Consider the following 25,711-nt stretch of genomic DNA (forward strand, 5'->3'; position numbering starts at 1 on the left):
GCCGCCGTTCGCAGAGCATCTGGTCGAGGCCGGCGCGGCGCAGCTCGGCCAGGCCGGCGCCGAGGTCCACCCGGTCCGCGGCCGCAGCGGCCAGGTCGGCGACCTCGGTGAGCCCCGGCGGCGGCTCGGCGGCGTCGCGGGTGAGCACGAGCGGCCGGACCGGCGCGTCGGCGAACGCGGCCTGGGCCGGGTCGAGGTCGAGCGAGCCGGAGACCACCACGAGCGTCGGGTACTCGACCAGGCCGTGCTCCCGGCGCCAGGCGCGGCGCGGTTCGCTCAGCCGGACCGCCCGGTAGCCCTCGTGCCGGAGCGTGCCAGCGGCCACGACGAGGCCGTCGCAGAGCATCCGGAGCAGCCCGAAGACCCGCTTGTCCGGCTCGCCGGAGAGCCCTTCGGAGTAGCCGTCCAGGGTGACCGCGCCGTCGGCGCTGGTCACGAAGTTGACCCGCAGGTGTGGTCGACCGGCGCGGCCGTAGAGCGCGGCCAGCTCGGGGTCGGTCAGTGGCCCGGTGGCCGGTGCGGGCCAGACCCGGGAAATCGCCGTGCTGTCGCTCATTCGCTGGCCGGACCGGTGACCGGAGGGGTGGGTCGGGGGGTACGGTGCTGGCAGTCGCACCACTTCCGGCCCGGACAGTCGTCGTGCCGTCGCTCTCGGCACGCTCGGCAGATCATGCTGGCAGCCTATGCCGAGGGAGGATGGGACACCGATGCCGCGTCAGATCTTCCAGCTCACGATCTCCCTGGCCGGGGTCCGGCCGCCGGTGTGGCGGCGGGTCCTCGTCCCGGGTGGGTACACCCTGGACCGGGTGCACCGGGTGGTGCAGCACGCCATGGGGTGGCGGGACTGTCACCTGCACTCGTTCGAGATCGACGGGCTCCAGTACGGCGAGCCGGACCCGGACGGCGAGCTGGCGGTCCGCGACGAGTTGGACGTCCGGCTGGACGCGGTGGTCGGCAAGGGCAGCCGGTTCCACTACACGTACGACTTCGGCGACTGGTGGGAGCACGACCTGCTGGTGGAGGACGTGTGCACGGCCGACCCGGACGTGCGGTACCCGTCGTGTCCGCAGGGGGAGCGGGCCTGCCCGCCGGAGGACGTCGGCGGCCCGTCGGGGTACGCCGTCCTGCTGGCCGCGCTGACCGATCCGGCCCATCCCGAGCACCTGGCGATGCGGGAGTGGGCCGGCGCCGGCTTCGACCCGGACGCCTTCGACGCCGCCCGCGCCACCACCCTGCTGCGCCGCCTCTGCTGATCCGGGTTCTCCTACCCGGTTGATACCGCCGCGCGTCGATCGGGGCGGTAACGATCTGGGAACGCTCCCATAGGTCTATTGACACTCCTGACACCTCCCGGCGCTCGCTCATGGGAGCGCTCCCGCGAGTGGCGCGGATCTCATCCGTGGCGTTCCGGTCCCCGTCCGCCGGCCCGTTCGGCCGGCGGCTGGCGCTGCACAGCACCCCCCACCACACAGCACCCCCCACCACAAGGACACCAGCCTCACCAGCGAAAGAGGGGTCTCGGATGAGCGTCCCAATCCGTCGCCGCCGGTTCGCGGCCATCGCGGTCGCCTCCCGGCCAACCCGACCGTCCAGATCTCCCTGCGCAGCCTCAACACCGCCTACTTCGCCGACAACTCGCAGATCTTCGCCGGTACGTTGATCGCCACCCTGCCCCTGTTCATCGTGTTCGTTCTGTCCGGCCGCCAGATCATCGGCGGAATCATGGAAGGCGCCGTCAAGTCGTGAGCAACCCAGCCAGCCCACCCGCCGTCGGCGTCCTCGACCAGGGCCCGGAACTCACCTTCCCGCCCGGTTTCCTCTGGGGCGCGGCCACCGCCGCGTACCAGATCGAGGGCGCGGCGGCCGAGGGCGGCCGTACCCCGTCGATCTGGGACACCTTCAGCCACACGGCGGGCCGGACGGTGGCGGGGCACACCGGGGACGTGGCCTGCGACCACTACCACCGGATGCCCGACGACGTCCGGCTGATGGCCGAGCTGGGGCTGAAGTCGTACCGGTTCTCGGTGTCCTGGCCGCGGGTGCAGCCCGGCGGCACCGGCGCGGCGAACCAGGAGGGCTTGGACTTCTACCGCCGGCTGGTCGACGAGCTGCTGGCGCACGACATCGAGCCGTGGCTGACCCTCTACCACTGGGACCTGCCGCAGCCGCTGGAGGACGCCGGCGGCTGGCCGGCCCGGGACACCGCCGCCCGGTTCGCCGACTACGCCCAGCTCGTCGCGGACGCCCTCGGCGACCGGGTGAAGTACTGGACGACGCTCAACGAGCCGTGGTGCTCGGCGTTCCTCGGCTACGGCTCCGGTGTGCACGCGCCGGGCCGCTCCGACGGCGGCGACGCGGTCCGGGCCGGGCACCACCTGATGCTCGGCCACGGCCTCGCGGTGCAGGCGCTGCGGGCGTCCCGGCCGCAGGCGCAGCTCGGCATCACGCTCAACCTGTACCCGGTCACCCCGGCCAGCGACGCGGCCGGGGACGTCGACGCCGCGCGGCGGATCGACGGGTTGGCGAACCGGTTCTTCCTCGACCCCGTGCTGCGCGGGGCGTACCCGGCCGACCTGCGGACCGACCTGCGCCAGGTCAGCGACTTCGGGCACGTCCGGGACGGCGACCTGACGATCATCTCCAGCCCGCTGGACGTGGTGGGGATCAACTACTACAGCCGGCACGTCGTCGCCGCCCCGGTCCCCGGGGCGGAGCCGGAGGCGTACTGGCGGTCGCCGTCGTGCTGGCCGGGCAGCGAGGACGTCCGGTTCGTCACCCGGGGCGTCCCGGTCACCGACATGGACTGGGAGATCGACGCTCCCGGCCTGGTCGAGACCCTGGAGCGGGTGCACCGCGACTACACCGACCTGCCGCTCTACGTCACCGAGAACGGCTCGGCCTTCGTCGACGCGGTGGTCGACGGCCAGGTCGACGACCCGGACCGGCTGGCGTACTTCGACGCGCACCTGCGCGCGGCGCACGCCGCGATCAGCGCCGGGGTGCCCCTGAAGGGCTACTTCGCCTGGTCACTGATGGACAACTTCGAGTGGGCGTGGGGGTACACCAAGCGCTTCGGCATGGTCCACGTCGACTATGACAGCCAGGTGCGGATCCCCAAGTCCAGCGCCAGGTGGTACGCCGAGGTGATCCGACGGAACGGCCTGGCCGCACAATAGGCTCCAGGTCACGCCAGTAGCGGGCGGCCCGGCACCGACGCCTCAACCGGTGCCGGGCCGTCCGAAGTCGGAGGAGCACACGATGACAACGCAGCGCACCCGGTCGCTCGGGCGCCGACCCTCGACGCGGTCGCGGCCCGCGCCGGCGTGGGGCGCGGCACGGTCTCCCGCGTGGTCAACGGCTCGCCCCAGGTCAGCCCGGAGGCCCGCGCCGCGGTCCAACAGGCGATCGCCGAGCTGGGGTACGTGCCGAACCGCGCCGCCCGGGCGTTGGTGACCCAGCGGACCGACTCGGTGGCGCTGGTGGTCTCCGAGTCCGGCGAGCGGGTCTTCACCGAGCCGTTCTTCGCCGGCATCGTCCGGGGCGTCAGCTCCGGGCTGCTGGAGACGCCGATGCAGCTCTGGCTGGCCATGGTGCAGTCGCCGATCGAGCGGGAACGGGTCGAGCACCATCTGACCAACCAGCACGTCGACGGGGTTCTGCTGCTCTCGCTGCACGACTCCGACCCGCTGCCCGCCCTGCTGGAGGAGCGGGGCCTGCCCACCGTGCTCGGCGGTCGGCCGGCCCGGATGCTGCACCCCGACGCCCAGCCGGCCTGGTTCGTCGACATGGACAACGTCGGAGGCGCCCGGCAGGCGGTGGAGCACCTCTTCGCGCGGGGGCGGCGACGCATCGCCACCATCGCCGGGCCGCAGGACATGGGCGCCGGCCTGGCCCGGTTGTCCGGCTACCGGGAGGCCGTCCGGGCCGCGGGCGCCCGCGTGGACGAGGACCTGATCGCGTACGGGGACTTCAGCGAGGGCAGCGGCACCGCCTGCATGCGGCGGCTGCTGGAGGTCTGCCCCGACCTGGACGCCGTCTTCGCCGCCTCCGACCTGATGGCCTTCGGCGCCCTCCGCACGCTCCGCGAGGCCGGTCGCCGGGTGCCCGAGGACGTGGCGGTGGTCGGCTTCGACGACGCGCCCATCGCCCGGCAGGCCGAACCCCCGCTGACCACCGTCTTCCAACCGGTCGAGGAGATGGGCCGGCAGATGGCCCGCCTGCTGGTCTCCCGCATCCGCGGCGACGAGGTCCCGAGCCCCCACGTCCTCCTCGACACGAAACTCATCCACCGCGCCTCCGCCTAATGGCCCCCGGCGCACGGCTGAATCGTCTGCGACATCAGCGCCAAAGGCAGTCAGCGGTCGCGTCGGACCCCCGGACGGCGAGGAGAGGCGAACCTGCGGGCGGGCCGGACGGGACGAAGGTCCGTCACTTCTCCCTGACCGCGCGCAGGCCGTGCTCGACCAGCGGGGCCACCATGTCGCCGATCCGGTCGAACCCGCCACCGAGCGTCTGCCCGAGGGTGTGCCGGTAGTGGATCCCCTCGCAGATCACCGCGAGCTTGAAACAGCCGAGCGCCACATGCCAGTGCAGCGGGCCCACGTCGACGTCGCTGCGGCCGGCGTACCGGTCGATCAGCTCGTCCCCGGTGGGGAAGCCGGCGCGCGGGCCGATCCCGTCGGCCACCGGGTTGCCCTCGGCCAGCTCGCTGTCGCCCAGCACGCTCCAGTACGTCAGCAGCAGCCCCAGGTCCGCGAGGGGATCGCCGAGGGTGGCCATCTCCCAGTCCAGGACCGCCCGGACCGTGACAGGGTCGACCGCGGCGAGGAGGTTGTCCAGCCGGTAGTCGCCGTGCACGATCCGTCCCGCGTTGGCGCCCTCCGGCACGGTGTCGGCGAGCGCGTCGCGCAGCTCGTCGATGCCGGGCAGCTCCCGGCTGCGGGAGCGGTCGAGCTGGCCGGCCCAGCGGCGTACCTGCCGCCCCAGGTAGCCCTCGGGGCGGCCGAAGTCGGCCAGCCCCACGGCGGCCGGCTCGACCATGTGCAGCGCGGCGAGGGTGTCCATCATCGCCATCGCCAGGTCGTGCCGCTGCCCGTCGGTGAGCGGGTCGGTCTGCGCCCGGGTCCGGTAGACCTGCCCGTCGACCTTCTGCATCAGGTAGAACGGCGCGCCGATCACCGCGTCGTCGGCGCAGAGCAGCAGCGCCTCCGGGACGGGGACCTCGGTCGGCGCCAGCGCCGAGATCACCCGGTGCTCGCGGGCCATGTCGTGCGCGGTGGCCAGCACGTGCCCGAGCGGGGGCCGGCGCAGCACCAGTTCGCGCCCGCCGGCGTGCACCAGGTACGTCAGGTTGGACTTGCCGCCGGCGATCAGCCGCGCCGACAGCGGCCCGGCGGTGAGCTCCGGCCGCCGTTCGGCCAGGTACGCGGCGAGCCGGTCGAGGTCGAGGCCCTTCGGGGACCGGTCGCCGCCGAGCCGGTCGGGGTCTGGGCAGGGTCGACGGCCGGTTCGGTCATCCGGATAGTTGATGGCAGCTCAGCTTTCTTGTCAAGGTCGGATTTTCCGCCGGGACATGCCGCTGCAACAGGGGCGAAATGGTCAACCGGCAGGCTGGTGCCCAGCCTGCCGGCCGCCACGGTCGGCCCGCCGACGCGGAGGGACCAGACATGTTGCTGAGAGTTCGGGTGACCCTGCCGGACCGACCCGGGACGCTCGGCCAGGTGGCCCGCACACTCGGCGTGTCCGGCGCCGACATCGTCCAGGTGGTGGTGCTGGAGCGGCTCGGCGGCCGGGCGGTCGACGACTTCACGGTGGTCTGGCCGGGGGCGGCGCGGGTGGAACGCCTCCTCGCCGGCCTGGCCGCGATCCCCGGCGTCAAGGTGGACGGGGTGTGGCGGGCGATCGGCGCGCCCACCACCACCGGGCAGGACGCCGAACTACTCGCCCAGGTCGCCGCGAACCCGGCGACGGGGTGGCCACCCTGGTGGACGCGGTGCCCGGGCTGCTCGCCGCCGACTGGGCGGTGGCCGCCGTCGTACCGCTGGACTGGGCCTCGCGCAGCGGCGCGGCCGGCGAGGCGACGGTGGGGCACGCGAGCTGGCGGGCGCCGGAACCGCCGCGGCTGCCGGAGGTGACCCCGCTGCGGGCCCGCGCGATGACCACCGCGGCCGGCGACCACTACGCGGTCGCGCCGTTCGGGCGCGCCGGCCTGGTGCTGGTGGTGGCGCGCGACCGCATCGAGCCCCTCGCGGCCGCCGCGTTCCACTCCACCGAGGTGGACCGGCTGGCCCAGCTGGTCCGGGCCAGCGCGGTGATCCTCGGCGACCGCCTCGACCTGGTCGGCGCTCCGCCGGTGACCAGCGTCACCTGACCGGTCCGGGCCTGTCACCGTCGGGCAACGGCAGCGCAACAGCTGGGCGGCAGGGTCTTGTGGTGAGGAAGGGAGCAGACATGACGCTATGGCGGATCCGAGCCACCGTGGACGACCGGCCCGGCTACCTGTCGGTGCTCACGGCGAGCCTCGCGCTGCGTGGGGTCAACATCCTCACCGTGCAGGTGCACACCACCGAGGTGGGCGCCGTCGACGACTTTCTCGTCGACGCGCCCGACCAGCTGACCGAGGCGGACCTGCTGGCCGCGGTCGAGCGGGGGCGGGGTCGGGACTGCTGGGTGGCGCGCAGCGAGGCGCGCGGCCTGGCCGACCAGCCCACCCGGGTGCTCGGCCTGGCCACCCGGCTGGTCCGCGACCCGGACGCGACCGGGGAGGCGCTGCGCACCCTGCTCGGCGCGGACGCGGTGACCTGGCGTCCGGTGCCGGTCGGCGCCCGGCCCGGGATCGGCGCGGCGACGATGCTGCTCGCCGACCCGGCCGGCGGGTCGTTCGAGCTGCGCCGGGCCGCACCCCGCTTCACCCCGGCCGAGTACGCCCGGGCGCAGACGCTCGTCGAGCTGGCCGGCACGGTGGCCCGCCGGGCGGCGGACCAGGTCACCCTGCTCCTGCCCGACGGGACGGAGCTGTCGGTCCGGCCGGCGACCGGGGACGACCTGCCGGGTGTGGTGGAGCTGCACCGGGCCTGCTCGGCGCGCAGCCGGCAGCGCCGGTACCTGGGTGGCGCCCCGTGCCCGCCGGCGTCCCGGCTGCGCCGGCTGCTCGAACCGGCGCGGGGGATCACCCTCCTCGCGACCCGCGCCGGCTCCGGCGGGGAGGCGGAGTCGGTCGTCGCGATGGCGAACCTCCTCGCGGAGGGGGACGAGGCCGAGGCGGCGCTGCTGGTCCGGGACGACTGGCAGCGGCGGGGCATCGGCACGGCGCTGCTGCGCCGCCTGGTCGGGCACGCCGAGCGGGCCGGGTACGTGGCCGTGGTGCTGCTCGTCCAGGCGGAGAACGCGCCGATGCTGCGGACCCTGGCCCGGCTGGGCCGCCCGGCCCCGGTGGAGCGGGACGGGTCGCTGCTGACCGCGACGGTGCCGCTGGTGGCCGGCGTGCCGGCCCGGTCCGCGTGAGCTGAAGGGAGCGCCGGCGTCGGGCGGTGCGCCCCGCGCCGGCGGAACGGCCGACCTCCGGTGCGGAGGCGGTGAAACGGCAGGGCCCCCGGTGCGGGGGCCCTGCCCATGTCCGGGGTGACTCAGGTGGCCGGGTAGCTGCTGTAGTCGGGGAATTGTCCCAGCACAATGGTACCGTCCGGGCCATGCCAACACCCCCGAAAACCTGCTCACTCTACCTGCGGATATCGGTATCGAAAGATGAGTCCGACTCGCTGGAGCGCCAGGAACGCGACCTGCGCCGCCTCGCGCTCGACGAGGGCTACACCGTTGTAGCCACCCACGTCGACGACGGGTTGTCTGGCGCGCTCTCCGCGCGTCCCGCGTTCCTCGCGTGGCTTGACGACGCCGCGGCCGGCCGCGCCGGTGCCCTGCTCGCGTGGCGATTCGACCGGATCTCCCGCGAAGGGCTACCCGCCGTCGCCCGGCTGCTGGAGGTCCTCAAGGCGTCCGGCGGCCGAATGCTGACCTACGGCGACCGGATGGACAGCGACTCGCACGCCTTCCGCATCACCGCCGCCGTGCTGTCCGAGGTCGCCTACACCGAGCGCGAGACGTTGAAGGCCCGCGTGCTCTCGCGCCAAGCCAACGACCGCCGCAAGGGCTGGTGGACCCGCGAACGGCCCTTCGGCTACGTCGTCCAAGATCACCGCCTCGTGCGGCACCCCGACGAGGCACCGATCGTCCGCGAGCTGGTGCGCCGAGCCATGACCGGCGACTCGCTACGCGCCCTCGCGAAGTGGCTCGACGCGGAGGGCGTGCCGACGCCGAAGGCCGCCAAGGGCTACAAGCGGCCCGACAAGCCCGCCCGCAACGGCCGCACCTACACCGGCCCGCCGACCTGGCAGCTCCAGTCCGTCCGCGTCATCCTGCGTAACCCGGCGCTGGCTGGCTGGCTGCCGAACGAGGGTCTCCCCGTACGCGGCGAGGACGGCGAGTTGATCGTCGTCGCCAACGATCCGATCCTCAGCCCCGGCGAGTGGCACGGCCTACAAACGGCGCTCAACGCCCGCTCGGCGCTCAACGCCGACGGCCGCCGCAGGCCGGCCGTAGGTGCTGCCCCGGCGCACGAGCTGAGCCGGCTTCTGCGGTGCGAATGCGGCGGCGCGATGACGTTTCAGCGCGGCGGGCGAGGCCAGCGGAAGAAGGGCGCGGACGCGTTCAAGTGCGTACGTAGCTCGCAGGGCGCGAGCCCGTGTCCGGGTAACTACGTCAACGCCCCCGCGATTACCGCCGAGGTGTCGTCGCGCGTCGCTCGCCGCGTCGCCGCGCTGGAGCCCGGCTCGCCCGAGTTCCAGGCGGTCGCCGCCCGCTGGCTCCGCGAGCAAGACCCGGTCGACGACGCCGAGCGACGGGCCGCCGTCGCCGCGATCGCGAACGCGGAGGCCGCCGTCGCCGACCTCGAAGCCGCACGGTACGAGCGGGGCGAGTTCGTCGGCGTCAACGGCATCGCGCGATGGACGGCGCTTTACGAGCGAGCGACGGCGCGTCTCGCCGCTGCGACTGCCGCCGCTCCCGACGCGGACCACGTGGTCGACGTCGGTGGGTTGCTCGACGCGTTCCAGCTATTGGAGTCGCTCGACGGCGGCACCGCCGAGGACCGGCGGGCGCTGTACCTGCTCACCTTCGACGTCGTCACGATCCTGCGGGACCGTGCGCTACCGCCGGAGGCGCGCTTCCGCGTTCGCTGGGCGGGCGAGGACGAGTCCGCCGACGCCTGACCCAGGCCCACCAACAAGGCAGGCCCCGGCGAGCGATTGCAGCGCCGCCGAGGCCCTAACGGAACTCTGGAGGTGCCGCTTTGTCCGAGCCTACCCACCGACCGACCCGCGCCGAGCGGGCCGAGTCCGTCGTCCTCGTGGCGATCCTCCTCGTGGTCGGCCTCGCCGCTGGCGCAGCCTCGTTTACACACGTCCACGACTGGACCATGACCAACAGCCCCGCCGGTACGCCGGACTGGTTCGGCTGGGCTAACGCGTGCATATCCGAGCTCGTCCCGGTCGCCGCCCTCCTCGACATCCGCCGCCGTCGCCGCGCCAGCAAGGCCGCCGGTTACCCGCGCGCTGCTTGTCGCCGCCGCCGGTCTGTCGCTCTCGGCCCAGCTCGCCGTCGCGAAGCCGGGCCTATCCGGCGGCATCCTGTCGGCCGTTCCGGCGCTGGCCTTATGGCGCTGGTCAAGCTCGTCTTCTCGTCGGCCCCGGCCTCCCAGCCAAGGTCTGGGGACCCTGGGTCTGCTTGTCGGTATCTTCTCGGGGTTGCCGGCGTGGTCCTCAAGTAGACCAGCCCGGTGAGGCGTAACGGTTAGCACAGTGTGTGGACGAGTGGATACGCTTGGCGGCCGTGACCTATCGCCAGCTCGTCCCGCTGCCCGTGCGACGGCACTTCCGTGAGCTCGCCGCTCAAACCTCTGTGCTGCGCTTGATCACGGGCATGTGGGAGGACTAAGGCTTCGTCCCCTCTGGCGACCCAAACAACGAAGCAGGCGACCGGCGCACGCTGTGGCACGAGTACGAGGACAACGTCGATTGGGCCGACCCTGCGCACGTGGCGAGAGTGCTCAGGGTCTACGAAACGCTGCTCGATGGGCTAGCCGACGGGGTGATCGACGCTGCGCGCAAGTTCCTAGACCGCCAGGGGTTCGACCTGGACGCGGACGGCAGAATCAAGCCGAAGGCGGACAGCTTCGCCGCCGCCGCGGCGAGGTTGCCCCGATCCTTGGGCGCACTGCGCGACCCGACCATGATCTTGGACTCGTTCGACAGGATCGACCGGGCGCTACCGACGGACCCGGCGCAGGCGATCGGCTCCGCGAAGGAACTGGTCGAGGCGACCGCCAAGACTGTCCTCATTGAGCTCGGCGTGCCGTTCGAAGACAAGACGGCGAAGTTGCGGGCGTTGATCGACCTCGCACAGCGGGCGCTGCTCCTGCACCCGCAAACGCAGGTGCCAGGACCGGATGGAAGCAACGCGGTGAAACGCATCCTCGGCGGCTTGATGAGCGTCGCGATGGGCCTCGGCGAGCTGCGGAATGAAGGCTGGGGGACTGGACACGCTCCAGCAGCGTCGCGCGCCGGCCTGCGTCCGCGTCACGCGCACCTGGCGGTCGGCGCGGCCCATACCTGGTGTCAGCTCATCCTCGACACCCTGGCCGACCCGGCCGCGCCCTGGCGGAAGCACGCAACCAACGGCCTACCCTCGGGCTCGACGACTTGACGCGGCTGAGGGCGCCGGGCGAGGCGGGCGAGCGCCTAGCCCCGACCTCTGGCTCCGCGCTGGTCGGGGGCTTTTGGCGTTTACGCGCCTACGAGCGCTACGTGGAGGAGACGTGGTCTCGGCCGCCAGAGGGCGAGGCCGCAGGCCGTGACGAGGCCACTACGTCAGAAGTCGCCGTCGGCTTGTCGAGGAGCGTCCGGAAGTCCTCCACCAGATCGACGAACTCTCGGGCCTGCTCCTCCGTCCCCTTAGCCTCGTAGGACAACATGCCAAGCGGGAAGAGCCGCTCAAAAACAAGTGCCACGCCGGGGTTGACTAGGCCACGTGCCTTCGCTCTCGCCAACATCTTCCGAAGCCCCCGAAGATCCTCAAAACCCTCGCCTGGAAGATGCGATTCGAAGGCGTACCGTGCGGCCTCCCAGGCAAACGCGATCGCCAAGGGCGGACGCTCGTTGACGAGGGATCGCGCGATGGTAAGGAGCTCTTCAACCTTTGACGGCTGGTCGTCGTCGCTGGCGTCCGACACAGCCTCGACAGCTTCGATGGTGGCTCTGACCTCCTCCGCGGCCTTTTCCCATTCAACCCTCAAGAGGGCCTGCTCTGAGCCGGCGGAGATTGTCGCCGAGCAGTTCGGCAACACGGCGGCGGTACATGACGAGGACCACGACGACGACCGCCGGCCACACGAGGGCCTGAACCATCGCGACCACGAATTGACGCCAGTTCACGAAATCTCTCCGGTCACCCGCGCGACTGTAGCGGGGTAGCGCTACACCGGCTGCGAGCGAAGGCCGACGGCGGCGCCAGCCGTCGTACCCCTCGTAAAGCCACTTCTCGCGCCCGTTCGCCCCGGTCCCTGGTGCTACCCAGGGCCGGGACGTTCGGCGTTTCTAGGGCCTCTTCCAGCACCTAGTCCGGGTCGTGCTCGCTCGCCTCGGCCGATCCGGACGCACCCTGACGGATGACGGACGCTTGCCTAAACGGTCAGACGTTTGGCGGTAGTGCCGTCCAGTCTTGGAAGTTACCGTAGAGCCGGCCGTCCCCGCTGACGGTGACCGCGTGCACGAGCAGGTCGCCGCCGACGAAGGCGCCCTTCCAGGAGGCGCCCCGGCCGCCGAACGGCTCCTCCCGGTCGCCCCGGGAGCGGGGCTTGTTGATGCCCACCTTGAACGCCTGGAGGTCGACCGCGAGTTTCGCCGCCTCGTCGGTGTCGTCGCAGGCCAGCGACGCCACGAGCGCGCCGTTGGAGGCGTTCATGGCGGCCAGCAGCTCGTCGGTGGTGTCCACCACGACGATGGTGTCGACCGGGCCGAACGGCTCGGCGTGCATCAGCCCGGACCGCCCGGGCGGGGCGAGCAGCACCGCCGGGGCCACGTACGCCGAGGTGTCCTGCCCGTCGAGGAACGGCGCGCGTCCAGCTTGCCGCGGTGCAGCGGCACCGCGCCGCCGCGTAGCGCCTCGTCGACCTTGCGGCGCAGCTCCTCGGCCTTGGCGGCGCTGATCAGCGGGCCGAAGTCCAGCTCGGGCAGCGGGTCGCCGGCCGACCAGTCGGCGCCGACGGCGAGCGGGTGTCCGAACCGGACGGAGCGGACGACTGGCAGGTACATGTCGAGGAACTCGTCGACCAGGTCGCGCTGGACCACGAACCGGGGGTACGCGGTGCAGCGCTGCTTGCCGTACTCGAAGCCCTTCTTCAGGTGCGCGGCGAGCAGGTCCCACTGGGAGAAGTTCCAGATGCCCCAGGCGTTGAGGCCCTCCTGTTCGATGAAGTGGCGCTTGTCGGAGTCGAGCAGCGCGGCGGCCACCTTGCCGCCGTTGGAGCGGCCGCCGACGAAGGCGACCGCGCCGATCTCCGGCGCCCGGACGAGCACCTCGGACAGCTCTTCGCCGCCGCCGGAGACGAGCGTGGCGGGGAGGCCGGCCCGGCGCATGAGGGCGTGCGCGACGGTGAGGCAGACCGCGCCGCCCTGGGAAGGGGTCTTGGCGATGACCGCGTTGCCGGCGAGCAGCTGCACCAGCTCGGCGTGGACCAGCACGCTCATCGGGTAGTTCCAGGAGGCGATGTTGCTGACCGGCCCGGGCAGCGGCTTTCGGCCGTCGGCGAGCATCCGGTCGATCTCGCCGACGTACCAGCGGACGCCGTCGAGGGCGCGGTCCACGTCGGCGCAGGCCAGCCGCCACGGCTTGCCGATTTCCCAGACCAGCAGCAGGGCGAGCAGGTCGCGGTGCGCGGTGAGCGCGTCCAGCGCGTCGGTGACCCGGGCCTTGCGGTCGGTGAGCGGGGTCTGCGCCCACTCCCGGTGCGCGGCGGCGGCGTGGGCGACCGCCGCGCGGGCCGTGTCGGCGTCGAGCCGGGCGAGGTTGACCAGGACCGTGTTGTCGACGGGGGTGCGGACGGGGGTGGGTGCCCCGACCGCCCGCCAGTCGCCCTGGACCAGGTTGTGCAGGGTGGTGACGCCGTCGGCCGGGGCCCCGAAGGCCTCCGGCGTGGCGGCCACCGCGCGGGCGAGGGTGTCGGACCAGGCGGTGCCGTCGGCGAGTCTGAGAGCCATCGCGTTTCTCCTCAGGGTGGACCGGGGGAGCGGCGGCGTCGATGGCACCGCTGGTGTCGGGTACTGTCCCGCGCCGTCGAGCGCGGCGGCAACCGTACGCTCGTATGCCAGGACACCAGGTCCGCCGTGCGGCGCCGTTCGCGGATTATCGCGACCGTCGAACACAGGCTCTGACCTGGGGGTACGCCTCAAAGGAATAGAATGCTGCCGATTATGTGATCCATCTCCGGGCGACGTCGACCGGGTTACCCGTCAGTACGGATCAAGGCCGGATCGGGTTCAACGAACGCCGGCCGGTCGGAGCGCCGCGATCGCCTCGTCGGTGGAGCGACCGTGCCGAGCCGGCGGAAGATGTAGTCGACGGCGAACTCGTGCGCGTACGCGTCCAGTCCGGACGTCGCGTCGTGCGGGTAGACCACGCGGTAGCCGATCTCCTCGGCACCCGGGCGGTCTGCTCGACGCCGAAGTTGGTGACCAGCCCGGCGACGACCAGCGTGTCGATGCCCCGCGCACGCAGGGCATCGTCCAGCCTGGTCTCGTGGAAGGCGCCCCAGCTGTGCTTGACGATCTCCAGGTCGCCGGGTCGTGGTACGGCCTCGGGAACCAGTTCGCTCCCGGCCGGCTGCGGGTCGGGACCGGGGCGTTCGACCCGGACCACCACGACGGTGGCGCCGGTGGCGCGGGCGGCGTCGGCGAGGGCGACCGGCCGGGCCACCACGTCGGCGCCGGTGTGCGGGGCGGTGGGCAGGTCCACGATGCGCCGTTGCAGGTCGATCAGGATGACGGCGGTCCGGTGCGGGTCGAGCGCGTCCACGCCATGATCGTATCGGCTGAGGTGCTGCTCAGCCGCCTACGGCTGGCGGTGGTGGGAGGGAACAGCTCACCCGTCCGGGCTGCCGCGCACGAGCCGGGCTGCCGCGCCAGGGCCGGGCTCTCCGGGAAAGCGCCGACCGGCCGCCGGACCGAGGTCCGACGGCCGGTCGCTGCCGACGCGTGGGTCAGCTGGTGAAGGTGATCTTATCGCGGCGACGGCGGAGCACCATCAGCGCGACGCCGCCACCGATCAGCACGAGGCCGGTCAGCGCGATGCTGGTCGCGGCCACGCCCGTGAGCGGCAGGCCGCCCTCGGTGCCGGTGCCCCCACCGCTGCCGCCGCCCGCCGAGCCCGACGGGTTCGCGGACAGGTTCTCCGACGGGTTGTCGGATCCGCCCGGCGTCGGGGTCGACGTCTCCCCGCCCGGGTTCGGCGACGGCGACTCGCTCGACTCGCACGGCTTCAGCCAGAAGACCTTGTGCTTGTCGTCGAACGCCTTGCCGTCGGTCAGGTCCACGTCGAGCTTGATGTGGTAACCCTGCTGCGGGTGCAGCGTCAACCCGGCCAGGTCCAGGTCCTTGGCGGAGAGCTTGATGACCTCATCGTGGTCGTTCTCCGCGCCGGAGGCCGGGTCGTTGCTGATCAGCACATTGCTCTTCGACCAGACGACCTTGTCCTTCGGGCTGCTCGACGGCGGCTGCGCCCAGAGGGTGATGTTCGCCTTCTGGCTCTCGTCGAAGTTGAAGAACTCCAGCTCGAAGTCGCAGGTGACGTGCGGCTGGTTGTCGACCTCGTCCTCGAACGGAGCGCCGTCGATCTTTACGGTGCCGTTGTCGCCGGGCGGGTTGTGCGGGTTGCCCGTGGCCCAGGCCGGAGCGGCGAAGGCGAGGCAGGCCGTGGCGGCGGCTGCGGTGAGGGCCGCGCGCGCCACGTGCCGACGCTGTGGCATGAAAAATCCTCCAGGATGTGGTGAGGGGACGGCACATGATCCCATGCGGCGCGCCGGATGGCTATATCGGACGGTCGGCCTGAGCTGGGAAGATGTTGCCGCCGGGAGGGCGAGATCCGGCAAGATCGAGCCGATTTCAGGGCGTGTCGATGTAACACGAAAGCGGGCCTTTGCGCTCCGGGCCCCGGGTCGGCGTCGTCTTCACCAACCGGTGACGACCGCGTTACCCGGCCTCCTGGCACCAGACCCCTGCGCGCCGCACCGCGACCAACACCCGGCACGGCCGGGATCACCGGCTGGGCGCCCGCCTCCAGCACCGCGTGCGCCTCCCGCACGGGCGTCTCCCGAGATCTTGGACAGTTGCCGTTCACCACCAACGGCAACTGTCCAAGATCCAGGGTGTTCTGCTCAAGCGGTGCTCGGGCGGGGGATCGGGAAAGCGCTGGCCGGTTCGGCGGCCGCACCGTTAGCCTGCGCCGATGCTGGAGCTCATCGCCCCCACCACCCGCCTGCACCGGTCCTGGCTGGCCGCCCGGGACGACTGGGGCAGCGGTGTCCACCAGGACGCAGCGGGTTGCAACCCGGCGACGACGTCGACTCGCCGGCCGGGTTCGCGGCCTGGGTGCGCTCGCTCCGCGAGCAGGCCGACGAGTCCCGGCCGCTGCCGGAGGGTCGGGTCCCGGCGGTGTACTGGTGGATCGTCGAGGGGGACGAGGTCCTCGGCGCCGTCTCGTTGCGGCTGCGCCTGAACGACTTCCTGCTGCGCGCGGGTGGACACATCGGCTACGGGGTGCGCCCGTCCGCCCGGCGGCGCGGGGCGGCGACGTTCGCGCTGGGGGAGGCGCTGGCCGAGGCGGGGCGGCGCGGGATCGGCCAGGCCCTGGTCACCTGTGCCGACGACAACGTGCCGTCGGCCCGGACCATCGAGCGGCACGGGGGCGTGCTCGAGGACGTCCGGGACACGGAGCTGGGCCGGACCCGGCGGTACTGGATCCGGACGCCGTGACCCGCCATCCGGTCGCCCACCCCGGCACCCGGTCGCCCACCCCGTCGGCCGTTGCCGGTTACGCCGACCGGCAACCGGTCACGACCAGGGTTTGCCACTGCTGGCTGGTTGGCTAGGCGATCCTATGTGGGCTTTCCGGTCGCTGGTGGCCGTGTTGGCGGCCGGTTTTGCGGGATCCGGTCCCGTATGGTGAAGCGTCGACTGCCGGGGTTGGTGCGGGTAGGGGTGTGGTGGTGGCTGGCGGGTGGTTGACGTCGACCGCGCCGTGCACCGCGTACCGGGCGGTGTGCGGCGGTAGCCCCGACGCGCCCGGAGCTCAGGGGCGTGTGGCTGGGCGGGTGTTTGCCGAGCGGGTGGGATGGCTGGCGGACCTGGTGCGGGGCATGGCCGACGTGGTGATCGGCGCGCATTGGTCGGAGGCCGCTCTTGCGGTGCTTGCCGCCGGGGTCGGCCCTGATGGGAGGCGTCTGCCGGCCAGTGGGTGGATGGCGGTGCGCCGGCTGGGCTGGGGTGCGGTGGCGCCGGCGGGTGTGGTGGTGTCGGACCGGGTTCGTCGCATCGCCGAGGAAGAAGCCGCTCGCGCTCTGCGCCTGGCATGCCACCGCCGCGCGGTCGTTGCCGCGCTGCTGGCCACGTGGCCGGCCGACCCGTTCGCCCGGACCGCCGAGGAATGGTCAGCGTTACGGGCGGCGCTACCCGAAGGCTGCGATAACGCGACGATCCGCAACCGGACCCGACAGATCAGCGGATACGTCAAGGTGTGTGGCCGGCTGCCGGCGGACGTGTGTGAGTTGGAGGGTCCGCCGGCAGCGGCTCGGCAGGTGAGCCTGGCCGCGGCCGACCGGCAGCAGGTCGTCGTCGACTGGGTCGACGACACGATCATAAGGGTGTGGTCGCAGCTTCCGGTGTGCGCGGCGCCGGCCTCGTACCGGGACTGGGTGTGGCATGCCTTCGACGTGGCGCTACCGGCGACCGTGCCGGCCGGGGTGACGGTGTGCAGTCCGACATTGCGGCCCGGTGTTGGCAGGGTTCGCGTTGACCTGTCGTGGCGGACCCCGCACACCCGGCCGCCGGTGGACGGCCACACCCGTGGGCTGGGTGCCGATTGGGGTGTGAAAACCCTGCTGACCGCGACCGTGGCCGACCTCGACCGGGACGGCTGCGTCGTCGTGGACGGGCGGCCGTTGCGGTTCGACGCGACCGGCGTGTCGGCGAAGCTGGTGCGGCTACGCCGTCACCGTGAACACCTGAAAACCAAAGCCGACCATCTGGCGCTGCTGCGCGACGGCCGGCCCACCCACCCGGATCCGGCGCTGACCGGGAAGCTTGCCCGCCTGGAGGCCGAGCATGCGGCGGTGTGCGCCCGGATCCGGCATCTCAACAAGGCTGTTGCCTGGTCGGCGGCGCGGTGGCTGGTCGACCACGCGACCGGGCACGGGGCCACCGTCATCTACGTCGAGGACCTCGCCACGCTCGAGGCAGGTGGCCGGTCACGCAGCCTCAACCGGCGGATATCCGGCGCGGTCCGCGGCACCGTGTTCACCGCCATCGCCCACCTCGCCGCGAAAGCAGACATCGCCGTCGTCACCGTTCCCGCGCGCGGCACCTCATCCGGCTGTCCCCGCTGCGGTGGCCCGGTGAAGCACGTCACCGCACCGGACCGGAGGGCGGCCGGATGCCGCTGGGCCACCTGCTCGTGCGGCCTGTCACTGGACCGTGACCACGCCGCCGCGCAACGCATCGCCGCCCGGGGCCTGACCAACCAGACCAAAACCCGCCGCGACCGCAACGGCAACGCCGCGATCCGCACCGCCACCGACACACCAGTCCGGCGGCGGACCCGTCGACCAACCCCAGCCGCCACCAGCAGGCCGGTCCGGGATCGACGCAAAACCGCACCCACCCGGAAGCAGACCAGACCTGCGACGGTCAAGACCTCATGCCTGCTGCCCTTGCGACGGCAGGTTCCCGCCCCGACAGTCCCCTCAGCGAGGTCTGCCGGCAAGTGTCCGGCGGGACGGACACCCCAGGAGACCAACCCGTCAGGGCCCGGTCGCCAGGTGCCGCACACGGTTCCCACCACCACCCCGCGAAACCCCCACCGGGTCCGCGGGGCCCTCCTCGGCCGCGGCTTCCACCGCCACGTATACGCCACCCCCATCACCCACCCGGGCGGCGGTACAGACGGGATGCCCGGCTCGCTGAGGATCACATAGGAAACCAGAGACGCTGGCTAGGCTCGACCCGTGCGGGCCCGGGGGCGCAGTGACACCGTGCTCTTCGTCGTCTACGACGGGGTGCGGCTGCTCGACGTCACCGGGCCGCTGGAGGTGCTCACCGTCGCCAACGAGCACGGCGGTTCGTACCGGACGCTGCTCGCCTCGCCCGACGGCCGGGACGTGGTGAGCAGCGCCGGCGCCCGGCTCGGGGTCGACCTGGCGCTGCCCGACGTGCCCGGCCCGGTCGGCACCCTGGTCGTGCCCGGTGCGCCGGACTGGCAGGCCGCCGCGGGGGACCAGGCGCTGCTCGACCACATCCGCCGGCTCGCCGCCGGGTCCGACCGGACCGCCTCGGTCTGCGCCGGGGCCTTTCCCCTCGCCGCCACCGGCCTGCTGGACGGCCGCCGGGTGACCACGCACTGGGACCTCGCCGACCAGCTCGCCGCGCAGTTCCCGAAGCTGACCGTCGACCCGGACCCGATCTTCATCGCCGACGGCCGGATCATCACCTCGGCCGGGATCACCGCCGGCATCGACCTGACCCTGGCGCTGGTCGAGGCGGACCTCGGCCCGGAGACGGCCCGCGCGGTGGCCCGGCACCTGGTGGTCTTCATGCAGCGCCCCGGCGGCAGTCCCAGTTCAGCGTCCGCACCAACACCGCGAGCACCCGCAACGACCTGCTGCGCCGGGTGCTGGACACGGTGGCCGCGGACCCGGCCCGGCCGTACGACCTGGCCGGCCTGGCGGCGCTGGCCGGGGTGAGCGCGCGGCACCTGGGCCGGCTGTTCCGCAGCGAGCTGGGCATCACCCCGGCGGTGTACCTCGACCGGGTCCGGGTCGAGGCGGCGCAGGACCTGCTGGAGCGGGGCGACGACACCCTGGACGTGGTGGCCCGCCGGGTCGGCTTCGGCTCCCCGGAGACGATGCGCCGGGCCTTCGTCCGCGAACTCGGCGTCACCCCCGGCGCCTACCGCTCCCGCTTCCGGACCACCGGCATCAACCCCACCCCCTGAACCCCGCCCGACCCGGGACCTGTCCTGGCCGGCGGGGGAGCGGCCGGACGGGCAGGTCCCGGATCGACGCCGGGGTCAGCGGCGCAGGGCGGCCACGGGCTCCGGGGCTTCGGCGGGGACGGTGTCGCGCTGGCGGAGCGCGACCAGGCCGGCGGCGGCCAGCAGCGCGACGGAGAGCCAGAGCCCCACCGCGACGCCCCCAGAGTCCGACAGCGCGCCCGAGATCAGCGGGCCGACCGCCTGACCGACCGAGAACGCCACGGTCAGCAGGGCGATGCCGGCGGTCCAGCCGCCGGCCGGCAGGGCCCGCCGGGCGAGCACGGTGGCCGCCGTCGGGCCGGCCATGAACGAGCTGCCGAAGATCGCGGCCGACAGCAGCGCCGCGGGCAGCCCGGCCGGCAGCAGCAGCACCGGCAGCACGCCGACCAGCACCAGCGCCGAGACCAGCGCGGGCGCCCGGCCGCCGGGCAGCCGCCCGACCACCCGCCCCCACACGGCCAGCGTGGCCACCGCCGAGGCGAGACCGAGCACCACGAAGAAGGTGGCGATGCCCGGGATGCCGAGACCCTGGTCGCGCAGGAGCGCGATGACGAAGGTCATGTAGCTGACGTAGCCGGCGCCGAAGAGGACGTACCAGGCGAACGTCGGGGCGAGCCGGGCCAGGTCCGCCCGGGGCAGCCCGGCGCCGGTCGGCGCGGCCGCCGCCGGGATCCGCCGGACGGCGAGCAGCGCCGGCCCGACCGCGAGCACGGCCACCACACCGAGCAGCAGCCAGCCGGCCCGCCACCCGGCGTCCCCGGCCACGGCGAGCGCCGCCGGCACCAGCAGCCCGGAGAGCACCACGCCGATGCCCACCCCGGTCATGTAGAGGGCGACCAGCAGCGCGGCCCGGCGCTGGCCACCGCCGGTGGCGACCCGGGCGGCGAGCGCCGAACCGAGCACGAAGGAGACCGCCGTGGCCAGGCCGCCGACGAACCGCAGCAGGCTCAGCACCGGATAGTCCGCGGTGGTCGCGGTGAGCAGCAGGGCGAGCGCGCTGACGGCGAGGGCGCCCGCGAAGGCGGCCCGGTCGCCGAGCCGGCGGGCCCAGAGCACGGCCGTCCCGGCGCCGATCACGTAGCCGGCGGCGTTCGCGGTGTTCAGGCCGCCGGCCTGCGCGTACGTCCAGTGCAGGTCGCCGCGCATGGCGGGCAGCAGCAGGGCGTACGCGAAGCGGGTGAAGCCGAGCGCGACGACGGGGCCGGCGGCCAGGCCGAGCGCGATCAGCGTCTCGCGCCGGCGTGGATTCGGGGACATGGTTCCTCCTCGGTCGGCGGGCTCGTCGGCCCGCTGTCAGGTGGAACCGGCAGGGGTGGAGCCGCGATGGCCGTCCGGATGGACGGGTCACCCTCGGATCGGGACACCGACGTGCGCCGAGCTTCGTCCCGACCGAGAGGTTTGGTCGCGATCGTCCGCAGGCCGGCGTGCGGGTAGGTCGCCGGGATTCGGGGCAATGCACCGTCGTGGCGGAACTGCTGACGGTGGGACACGGCGCGGCCGACCGCGAGCGGCTGGGGGCGTTGCTGGCCGCGGCGGAGATCGCCCTGGTGGTGGACGTGCGGCGCTACCCGGCCAGCCGCACCAATCCAGACGTCCGGCGCGAGGAACTGGCCCGCTGGCTGCCGGAGCGGGGCATCGGGTACCGCTGGGAGGCGCGGCTCGGCGGACGCCGGCACGTCCCGGCCGGGGAGCCGGAGCCGGACACCTGGTGGACCGTCCCGGCTTTCCGGGCGTACGCCGCCTACGCCCGAACCGCCGGGTTCGACGCCGCGTTGGACGGGGTGCTCGCCGACGCGGCGGCCCGGACCACGGCGGTGATGTGCAGCGAGAGCATGTGGTGGCGCTGCCACCGCCGGCTGATCGCCGACGTCGCGGTGCTCGGCCGCGGTGCCCCGGTGACCCATCTCATGCCCGATGGCCGGCTCAGCCCACACCGCCCGGCCGAGCGCCCGCCGCCAGCCCGACGGCCACCTGCTCTGGGACCGGTGAGGCCGGGAGTGCGATGGTCCGCCGGGCGCCCGACCCGCCAGCCTCGCCGCATGCCGGAGCTGATCGCGCCCACCGCTGGCCTGCACACCGCCTGGCTGGCCGCCCGCGACGACTGGGGCCGCGGCCTCCACCAGGACGGCAGCGGGTCCGGCGCTGCCCGGGCCGCCCCCGCTGCGTCAGTCGGGCAGTTCGTCGGCGAGGAGGTCCATCAGGAGGGCGTCGTGCCAGCGGCCGTCGGCGCCGCGCTCGTACCGGCGCATGATGCCGACCGGGCGGAAGCCCACCTTCGCGTACGCGCGGATCGCCGCGGTGTTCGCCGCCGCCGGGTCGATGGTGAACCGGTGGTGCCCGTGCTGATCGACCAGGTGCCGGGCCAGGGTGCGGATCGCGTCCCCGCCGAGGCCGGTGCCGCGTACCGCCGGGTCGAGGAAGATGTCGATCGCGGCGTGGCGGTAGTCCGGGTCGGGCTCGGCGTACCACTGGATCGCGCCGACCACCCGGCCGTCGTGCTCGATCGCGTACACGGTCAGGTCGTCGTCGGCCAGGTCGCGCGGACGGCCTCGGCCAGGTCGCCGCCGCCGCGCCACCAGTGGCGTACCTTCGGGGTGGCCCGGATCGCCGCGAGGACCGGCACGTCCGCGTCCGTCGCCGGTCGCAGCGTCACCGCCCGCCCCCGCAGCACCGGGCTCAGCCCCGGATCTCGCCGTGCTCGACGCAGACCGCCGACCAGCCGACCGGCAGCACCTGCACCTTCATCCGGCGCCGGCAGTGCGCGCAGTAGCGCGGCGGCTCCAGCGCCCGGGCCGCCGCGCACGCCTGGTGGGGACCGGCGGCGGCGGACTCACCGCAGCGGTCGCACCACAGGTCGGCTGCCGTCGCCCCCACAAGCTCGGTCACCGACGGCCTCACAGCGTCGCGGAGAGCGCCTTGACCGGCATCTTCAGGTCGTCCAGCAGCGCGAGGTCGTCGGTCGCCGGCCGGCCCAGGGTGGTCAGGTAGTTGCCGACGATCACCGCGTTGATGCCGCCCAGCAGGCCGTCGCGGGTGCCCAGGTCGCCGAGGGTGATCTCGCGGCCGCCCGCGTACCGGAGGATGGTCCGCGGCATGGCCAGCCGGAACGCGGCGATGGCCCGCAGCGCGTCCTTGCCTTCCACCACCGGGCGGTCGCCGAGCGGCGTGCCGGGCCGGGGGTTGAGGAAGTTCAGCGGGACCTCGTGCGGGTCCAGCTCGGCGAGCTGCGCGGCGAACTCGGCGCGCTGCTCGACGGTCTCGCCGAGGCCGAGGATGCCGCCGCAGCAGACCTCCATGCCGGACTCCCGGACCATCTTCAGCGTCTCCCAGCGCTCCTCCCAGGAGTGCGTGGTGACCACGTTCGGGAAGTAGGAGCGGCAGGTCTCCAGGTTGTGGTTGTAGCGGTGCACGCCCATCTCGACCAGCTCGTCGACCTGCTCCTCGGTGAGCATGCCCAGGGAGGCGGCGACCTGGATGTCGACCTCCGCCTTGATGGCGGCGACGCCCTCGCGCATCTGCTTCATCAGCCGGGCGTCCGGGCCGCGCACGGCGGCCACGATGCAGAACTCCGTCGCCCCGGTCTTCGCGGTCTGCTTCGCCGCCTCGACCAGCGACGGGATGTCCAGCCAGACCGAGCGGACCGGCGAGGTGAACAGCCCCGACTGCGAGCAGAAGTGGCAGTCCTCCGGGCAGCCGCCGGTCTTCAGCGAGACGATGCCCTCGACCTCGACCTCCGGGCCGCACCAGCGCATCCGCACCTCGTGGGCGAGCTGGAGGGCGGCGGGGACGTCTTCGTCCGGCAGGTTCAGCACGGCGAGGACACCGGCCTCGTCGAGGCCGACGCCGTTCTCCAGCACCTGGGTCCGGGCCTGGTCGAGGATCTCTGGCATGGCTCGTACCCTACAAGGCCGCCCGACGGGGGAGAACCGCCCTGGCCCGGCGTTCGAGCCGGGCACCAGGGGCGTCGGAGCAGCCCGGCGGAGCGGCCGCCGCCACGCCGGGGCCGGTCGGCCGGGTGGTAACTTCGCCCGGCGGGACCGCCCATCGGCGCGGCGGACGAGGGGAGTGACGGTGGCGGACTGGCTGGCGGCGCTCGACCGTCGCGCCGAGCTGCGGGCCCGGGCGGGACTCACCGGCCGAAGAAGAGCATCGCGAGCGGCATCTCGGCGGTGTCCAGCAGCAGGTTGGCCAGCTCCCGGCCGGCGTCGTCGTCGAGCCCTTGGAGGCAGGCGACCACGTCGTCCAGGGTGGAGGTCTCCTCCGCCGGCACCTGGCGTACGGCGTGCCGGAACAGGGTGGCGGTGGAGGCCTCGCGGGCGACCTGCGGCGGCACCAGCATCATGCAGATGTCCTGCACCAGCATCCGGCGCTCGGCCCGGGCGTTGGAGACGGCGATCTCGAACTCCCGGTCCCCGGCCGAGCCCGCACCGAACTCGCTGCGCAGCGGCGTCGGGATCAGCGCGTACGGCGCCAGCGTCCCCTGCTCGGAGCCGGTCAGGTTGAGCACCCGGGAGTACGGCCGCAGCTCCGGCATGGCGCAGAGCCGGGCCAGCGGGCCGGACGGGTCGAGCAGGGTGACCTGCACCCCGCGCCGGGCGGCCAGGTAGCCGAGCGCGCCGAGCAGGGTGGACTTGCCACCGCCCGGCTCCGCCACGAAGACCGCGAGCCCGGAGCGTTCCCGGACCTCCATCGGGAAGTGCAGGTCGAGGAAGACCGGGCGGCGGCAGGTGCCGGCGGTCCGCCCGATCAGGTCGCCCCGTCGGTCGCCGACCGTGGACGCGGCCTGCGGTAGCGCGGCGGCGAGCAGCGGGACCGGCATCCGCCGGACGTAGCCGGTGTTGGCGATCGGCTCACCGGGGATGAACTCGCGGGCCAGCCAGTCCTGGTTCTTCGGATGCTGCAGCGAGATGCGCAGCTCGCGGGAGTAGAGCTGGATGAGCCGGCGGGCCCGCTCCAGGCACTCCTCCCGGGTCCGGCCGCCGACGGCGATCCGGTGCCAGCCGTGCGCGCGGGCCGAGTCCACCGGCAGCCCGGTGGTCATCTCGTCGCCGATCACCAGTGCCCGCTTGGCCAGGCGTTCCAGCTCGGGCGGGGCGTCGATGCCGTGCTCGGCGTAGTCGAGCTGCTGGGACCGGATCATGCGGAGCCGGTGCTCGAGGTTGCGGAAGGAGTCACCCGAGCCGAGGATGTCGACCCGGGTGGAGATCTCCATCGGCCAGGGCAGCCGCTCGTGGAAGTGCAGCCAGGGTTCGTGCCGTTCGGGGATCTCCAGCGGCTCCATCCGGCCGACGGCGAGCACGGCGACGTGCCGCTCCTCGCCGGTCATCCGGTTCACCAGCTTGACCGTCGACCCGTACGGGGTGCGGTAGCGCTCCACCTGCTCGGTCAGGGCGAGCAGGTCTCCGCGCTCCCACCGGCCGTTGGTGATCGGGGAGAGGGTGCCCGGGGGCGACATGCAGAGCGCGACGGAGCGGTAGAGCAGCCACTCCAGCTCCTGCGCGGTGACCCGGCGGCCCCGCATGCCGAACGCGCCGAGGACCTCGTCGAACTGTTCGACTGTGCGGCCCAGCTTGCGGCGCTCGCCGTCGGCGGTGCCCCGCCCGAAGGTGCGCAGCAGCCGCTCGGTGAGCGAGTCGCCGAGCGACCGGCGGGCGAAGGTGACGCCCAGGTAGGTCTGTCCCTCGGCGTGGTTGACCGCCATCAGGTGCCGTTGGGCGGCGACCAGGTGGTCGGCCCAGCCGGCGGTGCCGGGCACGTCGGGCAGTGGCGACGCGGTGTGCGCGTCGATGGTGCGGGCCCACTCGTCGGCGGGGAACGGCCGGGTGGTGCGGCGCAGGTGCAGCCGGAAGCCGGCCAGACCGGCGTACTGCTCGGAGATCGCGGAGAGCAGCGCCTCCCGCTCGGCGTCCGGGCGGAACGCCCAGCGCACCTCGGGCAGCCAGTACCAGGCGGTGACCGTGTTCGGGGTGAAGGTCAGGTGACCGGCGATCTCGGTGATCGCCAGCTCGACGGACGGGTCGCGATCGCCGAACTTGATCTTCGGGGGACGGACCTGGACCGGCTTGGCGGGCCGGCCCCTCCGCTCGGCGGCGGAGCGTTGCCGGGGGGTGGCCACCTCCCGGGCGGGTGGTGGTGCCACCTCCCTGGTGGTGGGCGCGGCGATCTGGCGGACGCCCGGTGCGGCCACCCGCTCCGCTTCGGCCCGGCGCCCGGCACTGTCCGGTGTGCGGCGCGCGGGGCGCTCCGGTGCGGGCTCGGCGCCGGGGTCGGTCAGCTCCGGTTCGGCGGTCGGCCGCAGCGCGGGGAGCCGGTCGCCGGCCTGGTGCGGCACCCGGTTGCGGCCGGGTGCCCGGTCGAGGGCGAG

General features: G+C 73.3%; 17 protein-coding genes and 9 pseudogenes. 14 read left to right on the top strand and 12 right to left on the bottom strand.

The features are described from left to right. Positions 1-556, bottom strand: a 556-nt coding sequence (locus JNW87_RS13440; protein ID WP_238453777.1) for a dihydrofolate reductase family protein, incomplete at its 3' end; no start/stop codon positions are given. A 151-nt stretch (positions 557-707) separates the two neighbouring features. Here JNW87_RS13440 and JNW87_RS13445 point away from each other — a divergent pair. The 4 genes and pseudogenes from JNW87_RS13445 to JNW87_RS13460 all read left to right on the top strand — a co-directional run bounded on the left by JNW87_RS13445 (position 708) and on the right by JNW87_RS13460 (position 4,304). Next, positions 708-1,253 carry a plasmid pRiA4b ORF-3 family protein gene (locus JNW87_RS13445; protein ID WP_238453778.1) on the top strand — a complete coding sequence of 182 codons (546 nt, stop codon included), beginning with the start codon at positions 708-710 and terminating at the stop codon, positions 1,251-1,253. Positions 1,254-1,572: 319 nt separating this feature from the next. Beyond that, positions 1,573-1,746, top strand: a pseudogene (locus JNW87_RS13450) (carbohydrate ABC transporter permease); the annotation flags it as partial. After that, positions 1,743-3,176, top strand: a complete 1,434-nt coding sequence (locus tag JNW87_RS13455) for a GH1 family beta-glucosidase (RefSeq protein ID WP_238453779.1) — start codon at positions 1,743-1,745, stop codon at positions 3,174-3,176. The pseudogene JNW87_RS13450 and the gene JNW87_RS13455, both read left to right, overlap by 4 nt. A gap of 82 nt (positions 3,177-3,258) precedes the next feature. Further along, a pseudogene (locus JNW87_RS13460) lies at positions 3,259-4,304 on the top strand (LacI family DNA-binding transcriptional regulator). Between the two features lie 124 nt (positions 4,305-4,428). On the opposite strand, the pseudogene JNW87_RS13465 reads toward JNW87_RS13460, so the two are convergent. Then, positions 4,429-5,516: pseudogene (locus JNW87_RS13465) on the bottom strand (phosphotransferase family protein). Positions 5,517-5,666: 150 nt separating this feature from the next. On the opposite strand from JNW87_RS13465, the pseudogene JNW87_RS13470 reads away from it, so the two are divergent. The 5 genes and pseudogenes from JNW87_RS13470 to JNW87_RS13490 all read left to right on the top strand — a co-directional run bounded on the left by JNW87_RS13470 (position 5,667) and on the right by JNW87_RS13490 (position 10,755). Beyond that, a pseudogene (locus JNW87_RS13470) lies at positions 5,667-6,370 on the top strand (amino acid-binding protein). 80 nt (positions 6,371-6,450) lie between these two features. Further along, positions 6,451-7,503, top strand: a complete 1,053-nt coding sequence (locus JNW87_RS13475) for a GNAT family N-acetyltransferase (protein ID WP_109802988.1) — start codon at positions 6,451-6,453, stop codon at positions 7,501-7,503. A 185-nt stretch (positions 7,504-7,688) separates the two neighbouring features. Beyond that, entirely contained in the window at positions 7,689-9,263 is a 1,575-nt protein-coding gene (locus tag JNW87_RS13480) for a recombinase family protein (protein ID WP_238453780.1), read from the top strand. A gap of 80 nt (positions 9,264-9,343) precedes the next feature. Beyond that, a pseudogene (locus JNW87_RS13485) lies at positions 9,344-9,766 on the top strand (DUF2637 domain-containing protein); the annotation flags it as partial. Between the two features lie 320 nt (positions 9,767-10,086). Further along, complete coding sequence (locus JNW87_RS13490) at positions 10,087-10,755, top strand: abortive infection family protein (protein ID WP_201749744.1); 669 nt, start codon at positions 10,087-10,089, stop codon at positions 10,753-10,755. Between the two features lie 97 nt (positions 10,756-10,852). Here the strand turns inward: JNW87_RS13490 and JNW87_RS13495 are convergent, their stop codons facing one another. From JNW87_RS13495 to JNW87_RS13510, 4 genes and pseudogenes are all read right to left on the bottom strand, one after another. After that, positions 10,853-11,392, bottom strand: a complete 540-nt coding sequence (locus tag JNW87_RS13495; RefSeq protein ID WP_238453781.1) for a hypothetical protein — start codon at positions 11,390-11,392, stop codon at positions 10,853-10,855. Positions 11,393-11,739: 347 nt separating this feature from the next. Next, a pseudogene (locus JNW87_RS13500) lies at positions 11,740-13,307 on the bottom strand (aldehyde dehydrogenase family protein). A gap of 262 nt (positions 13,308-13,569) precedes the next feature. Next, positions 13,570-14,121, bottom strand: a complete 552-nt coding sequence (locus JNW87_RS13505; protein WP_236648089.1) for an isochorismatase family protein — start codon at positions 14,119-14,121, stop codon at positions 13,570-13,572. Between the two features lie 184 nt (positions 14,122-14,305). After that, positions 14,306-15,070 (bottom strand): LPXTG cell wall anchor domain-containing protein, encoded by a 765-nt coding sequence (locus JNW87_RS13510; RefSeq protein ID WP_161557892.1) that lies wholly within the window; start codon positions 15,068-15,070, stop codon positions 14,306-14,308. A 574-nt stretch (positions 15,071-15,644) separates the two neighbouring features. Between JNW87_RS13510 and JNW87_RS13515 the strand changes: the two genes are divergently transcribed. The 4 genes from JNW87_RS13515 to JNW87_RS13530 all read left to right on the top strand — a co-directional run bounded on the left by JNW87_RS13515 (position 15,645) and on the right by JNW87_RS13530 (position 19,308). Beyond that, on the top strand, positions 15,645-16,076 hold the full coding sequence (locus JNW87_RS13515) for a GNAT family N-acetyltransferase (RefSeq protein ID WP_238453782.1): 432 nt from the start codon (positions 15,645-15,647) through the stop codon (positions 16,074-16,076). Between the two features lie 353 nt (positions 16,077-16,429). Then, positions 16,430-18,292 (top strand): zinc ribbon domain-containing protein, encoded by a 1,863-nt coding sequence (locus tag JNW87_RS13520; RefSeq protein ID WP_109802995.1) that lies wholly within the window; start codon positions 16,430-16,432, stop codon positions 18,290-18,292. Positions 18,293-18,322: 30 nt separating this feature from the next. Further along, a complete protein-coding gene (locus JNW87_RS13525) occupies positions 18,323-19,057 on the top strand; it encodes a GlxA family transcriptional regulator (RefSeq protein ID WP_238453783.1) in 735 nt (244 codons plus the stop codon). After that, positions 18,985-19,308 (top strand): helix-turn-helix domain-containing protein, encoded by a 324-nt coding sequence (locus JNW87_RS13530; RefSeq protein ID WP_238453784.1) that lies wholly within the window; start codon positions 18,985-18,987, stop codon positions 19,306-19,308. The genes JNW87_RS13525 and JNW87_RS13530 overlap by 73 nt, the downstream gene beginning before the upstream one ends. Before the next feature lie 75 nt (positions 19,309-19,383). Here the strand turns inward: JNW87_RS13530 and JNW87_RS13535 are convergent, their stop codons facing one another. Then, a complete protein-coding gene (locus JNW87_RS13535) occupies positions 19,384-20,604 on the bottom strand; it encodes a YbfB/YjiJ family MFS transporter (RefSeq protein WP_238453785.1) in 1,221 nt (406 codons plus the stop codon). 299 nt (positions 20,605-20,903) lie between these two features. On the opposite strand from JNW87_RS13535, the pseudogene JNW87_RS13540 reads away from it, so the two are divergent. Continuing rightward, positions 20,904-21,158: pseudogene (locus tag JNW87_RS13540) on the top strand (DUF488 family protein); the annotation flags it as partial. Here the strand turns inward: JNW87_RS13540 and JNW87_RS13545 are convergent. The 5 genes and pseudogenes from JNW87_RS13545 to JNW87_RS13570 all read right to left on the bottom strand — a co-directional run. Further along, positions 21,089-21,256, bottom strand: coding sequence for a hypothetical protein (locus JNW87_RS13545; protein WP_238453786.1), 168 nt, complete (start codon positions 21,254-21,256; stop codon positions 21,089-21,091). The pseudogene JNW87_RS13540 and the gene JNW87_RS13545 sit on opposite strands and share 70 nt — an antisense overlap. 256 nt (positions 21,257-21,512) lie before the next feature. Continuing rightward, positions 21,513-22,018: pseudogene (locus JNW87_RS13550) on the bottom strand (GNAT family N-acetyltransferase). A gap of 5 nt (positions 22,019-22,023) precedes the next feature. Then, positions 22,024-22,233, bottom strand: coding sequence for a hypothetical protein (locus JNW87_RS13560; RefSeq protein ID WP_109802999.1), 210 nt, complete (start codon positions 22,231-22,233; stop codon positions 22,024-22,026). An 8-nt stretch (positions 22,234-22,241) separates the two neighbouring features. Then, positions 22,242-23,237: a biotin synthase BioB gene (gene bioB, locus JNW87_RS13565; RefSeq protein ID WP_238453789.1), complete on the bottom strand. Its 996-nt coding sequence runs from the start codon at positions 23,235-23,237 to the stop codon at positions 22,242-22,244. 242 nt (positions 23,238-23,479) lie between these two features. Further along, positions 23,480-25,711: pseudogene (locus tag JNW87_RS13570) on the bottom strand (hypothetical protein); the annotation flags it as partial.

Origin of the sequence: Micromonospora sp. ATA51 (assembly GCF_016802855.1) — a bacterium.
GTDB lineage: Bacteria > Actinomycetota > Actinomycetes > Mycobacteriales > Micromonosporaceae > Micromonospora > Micromonospora sicca.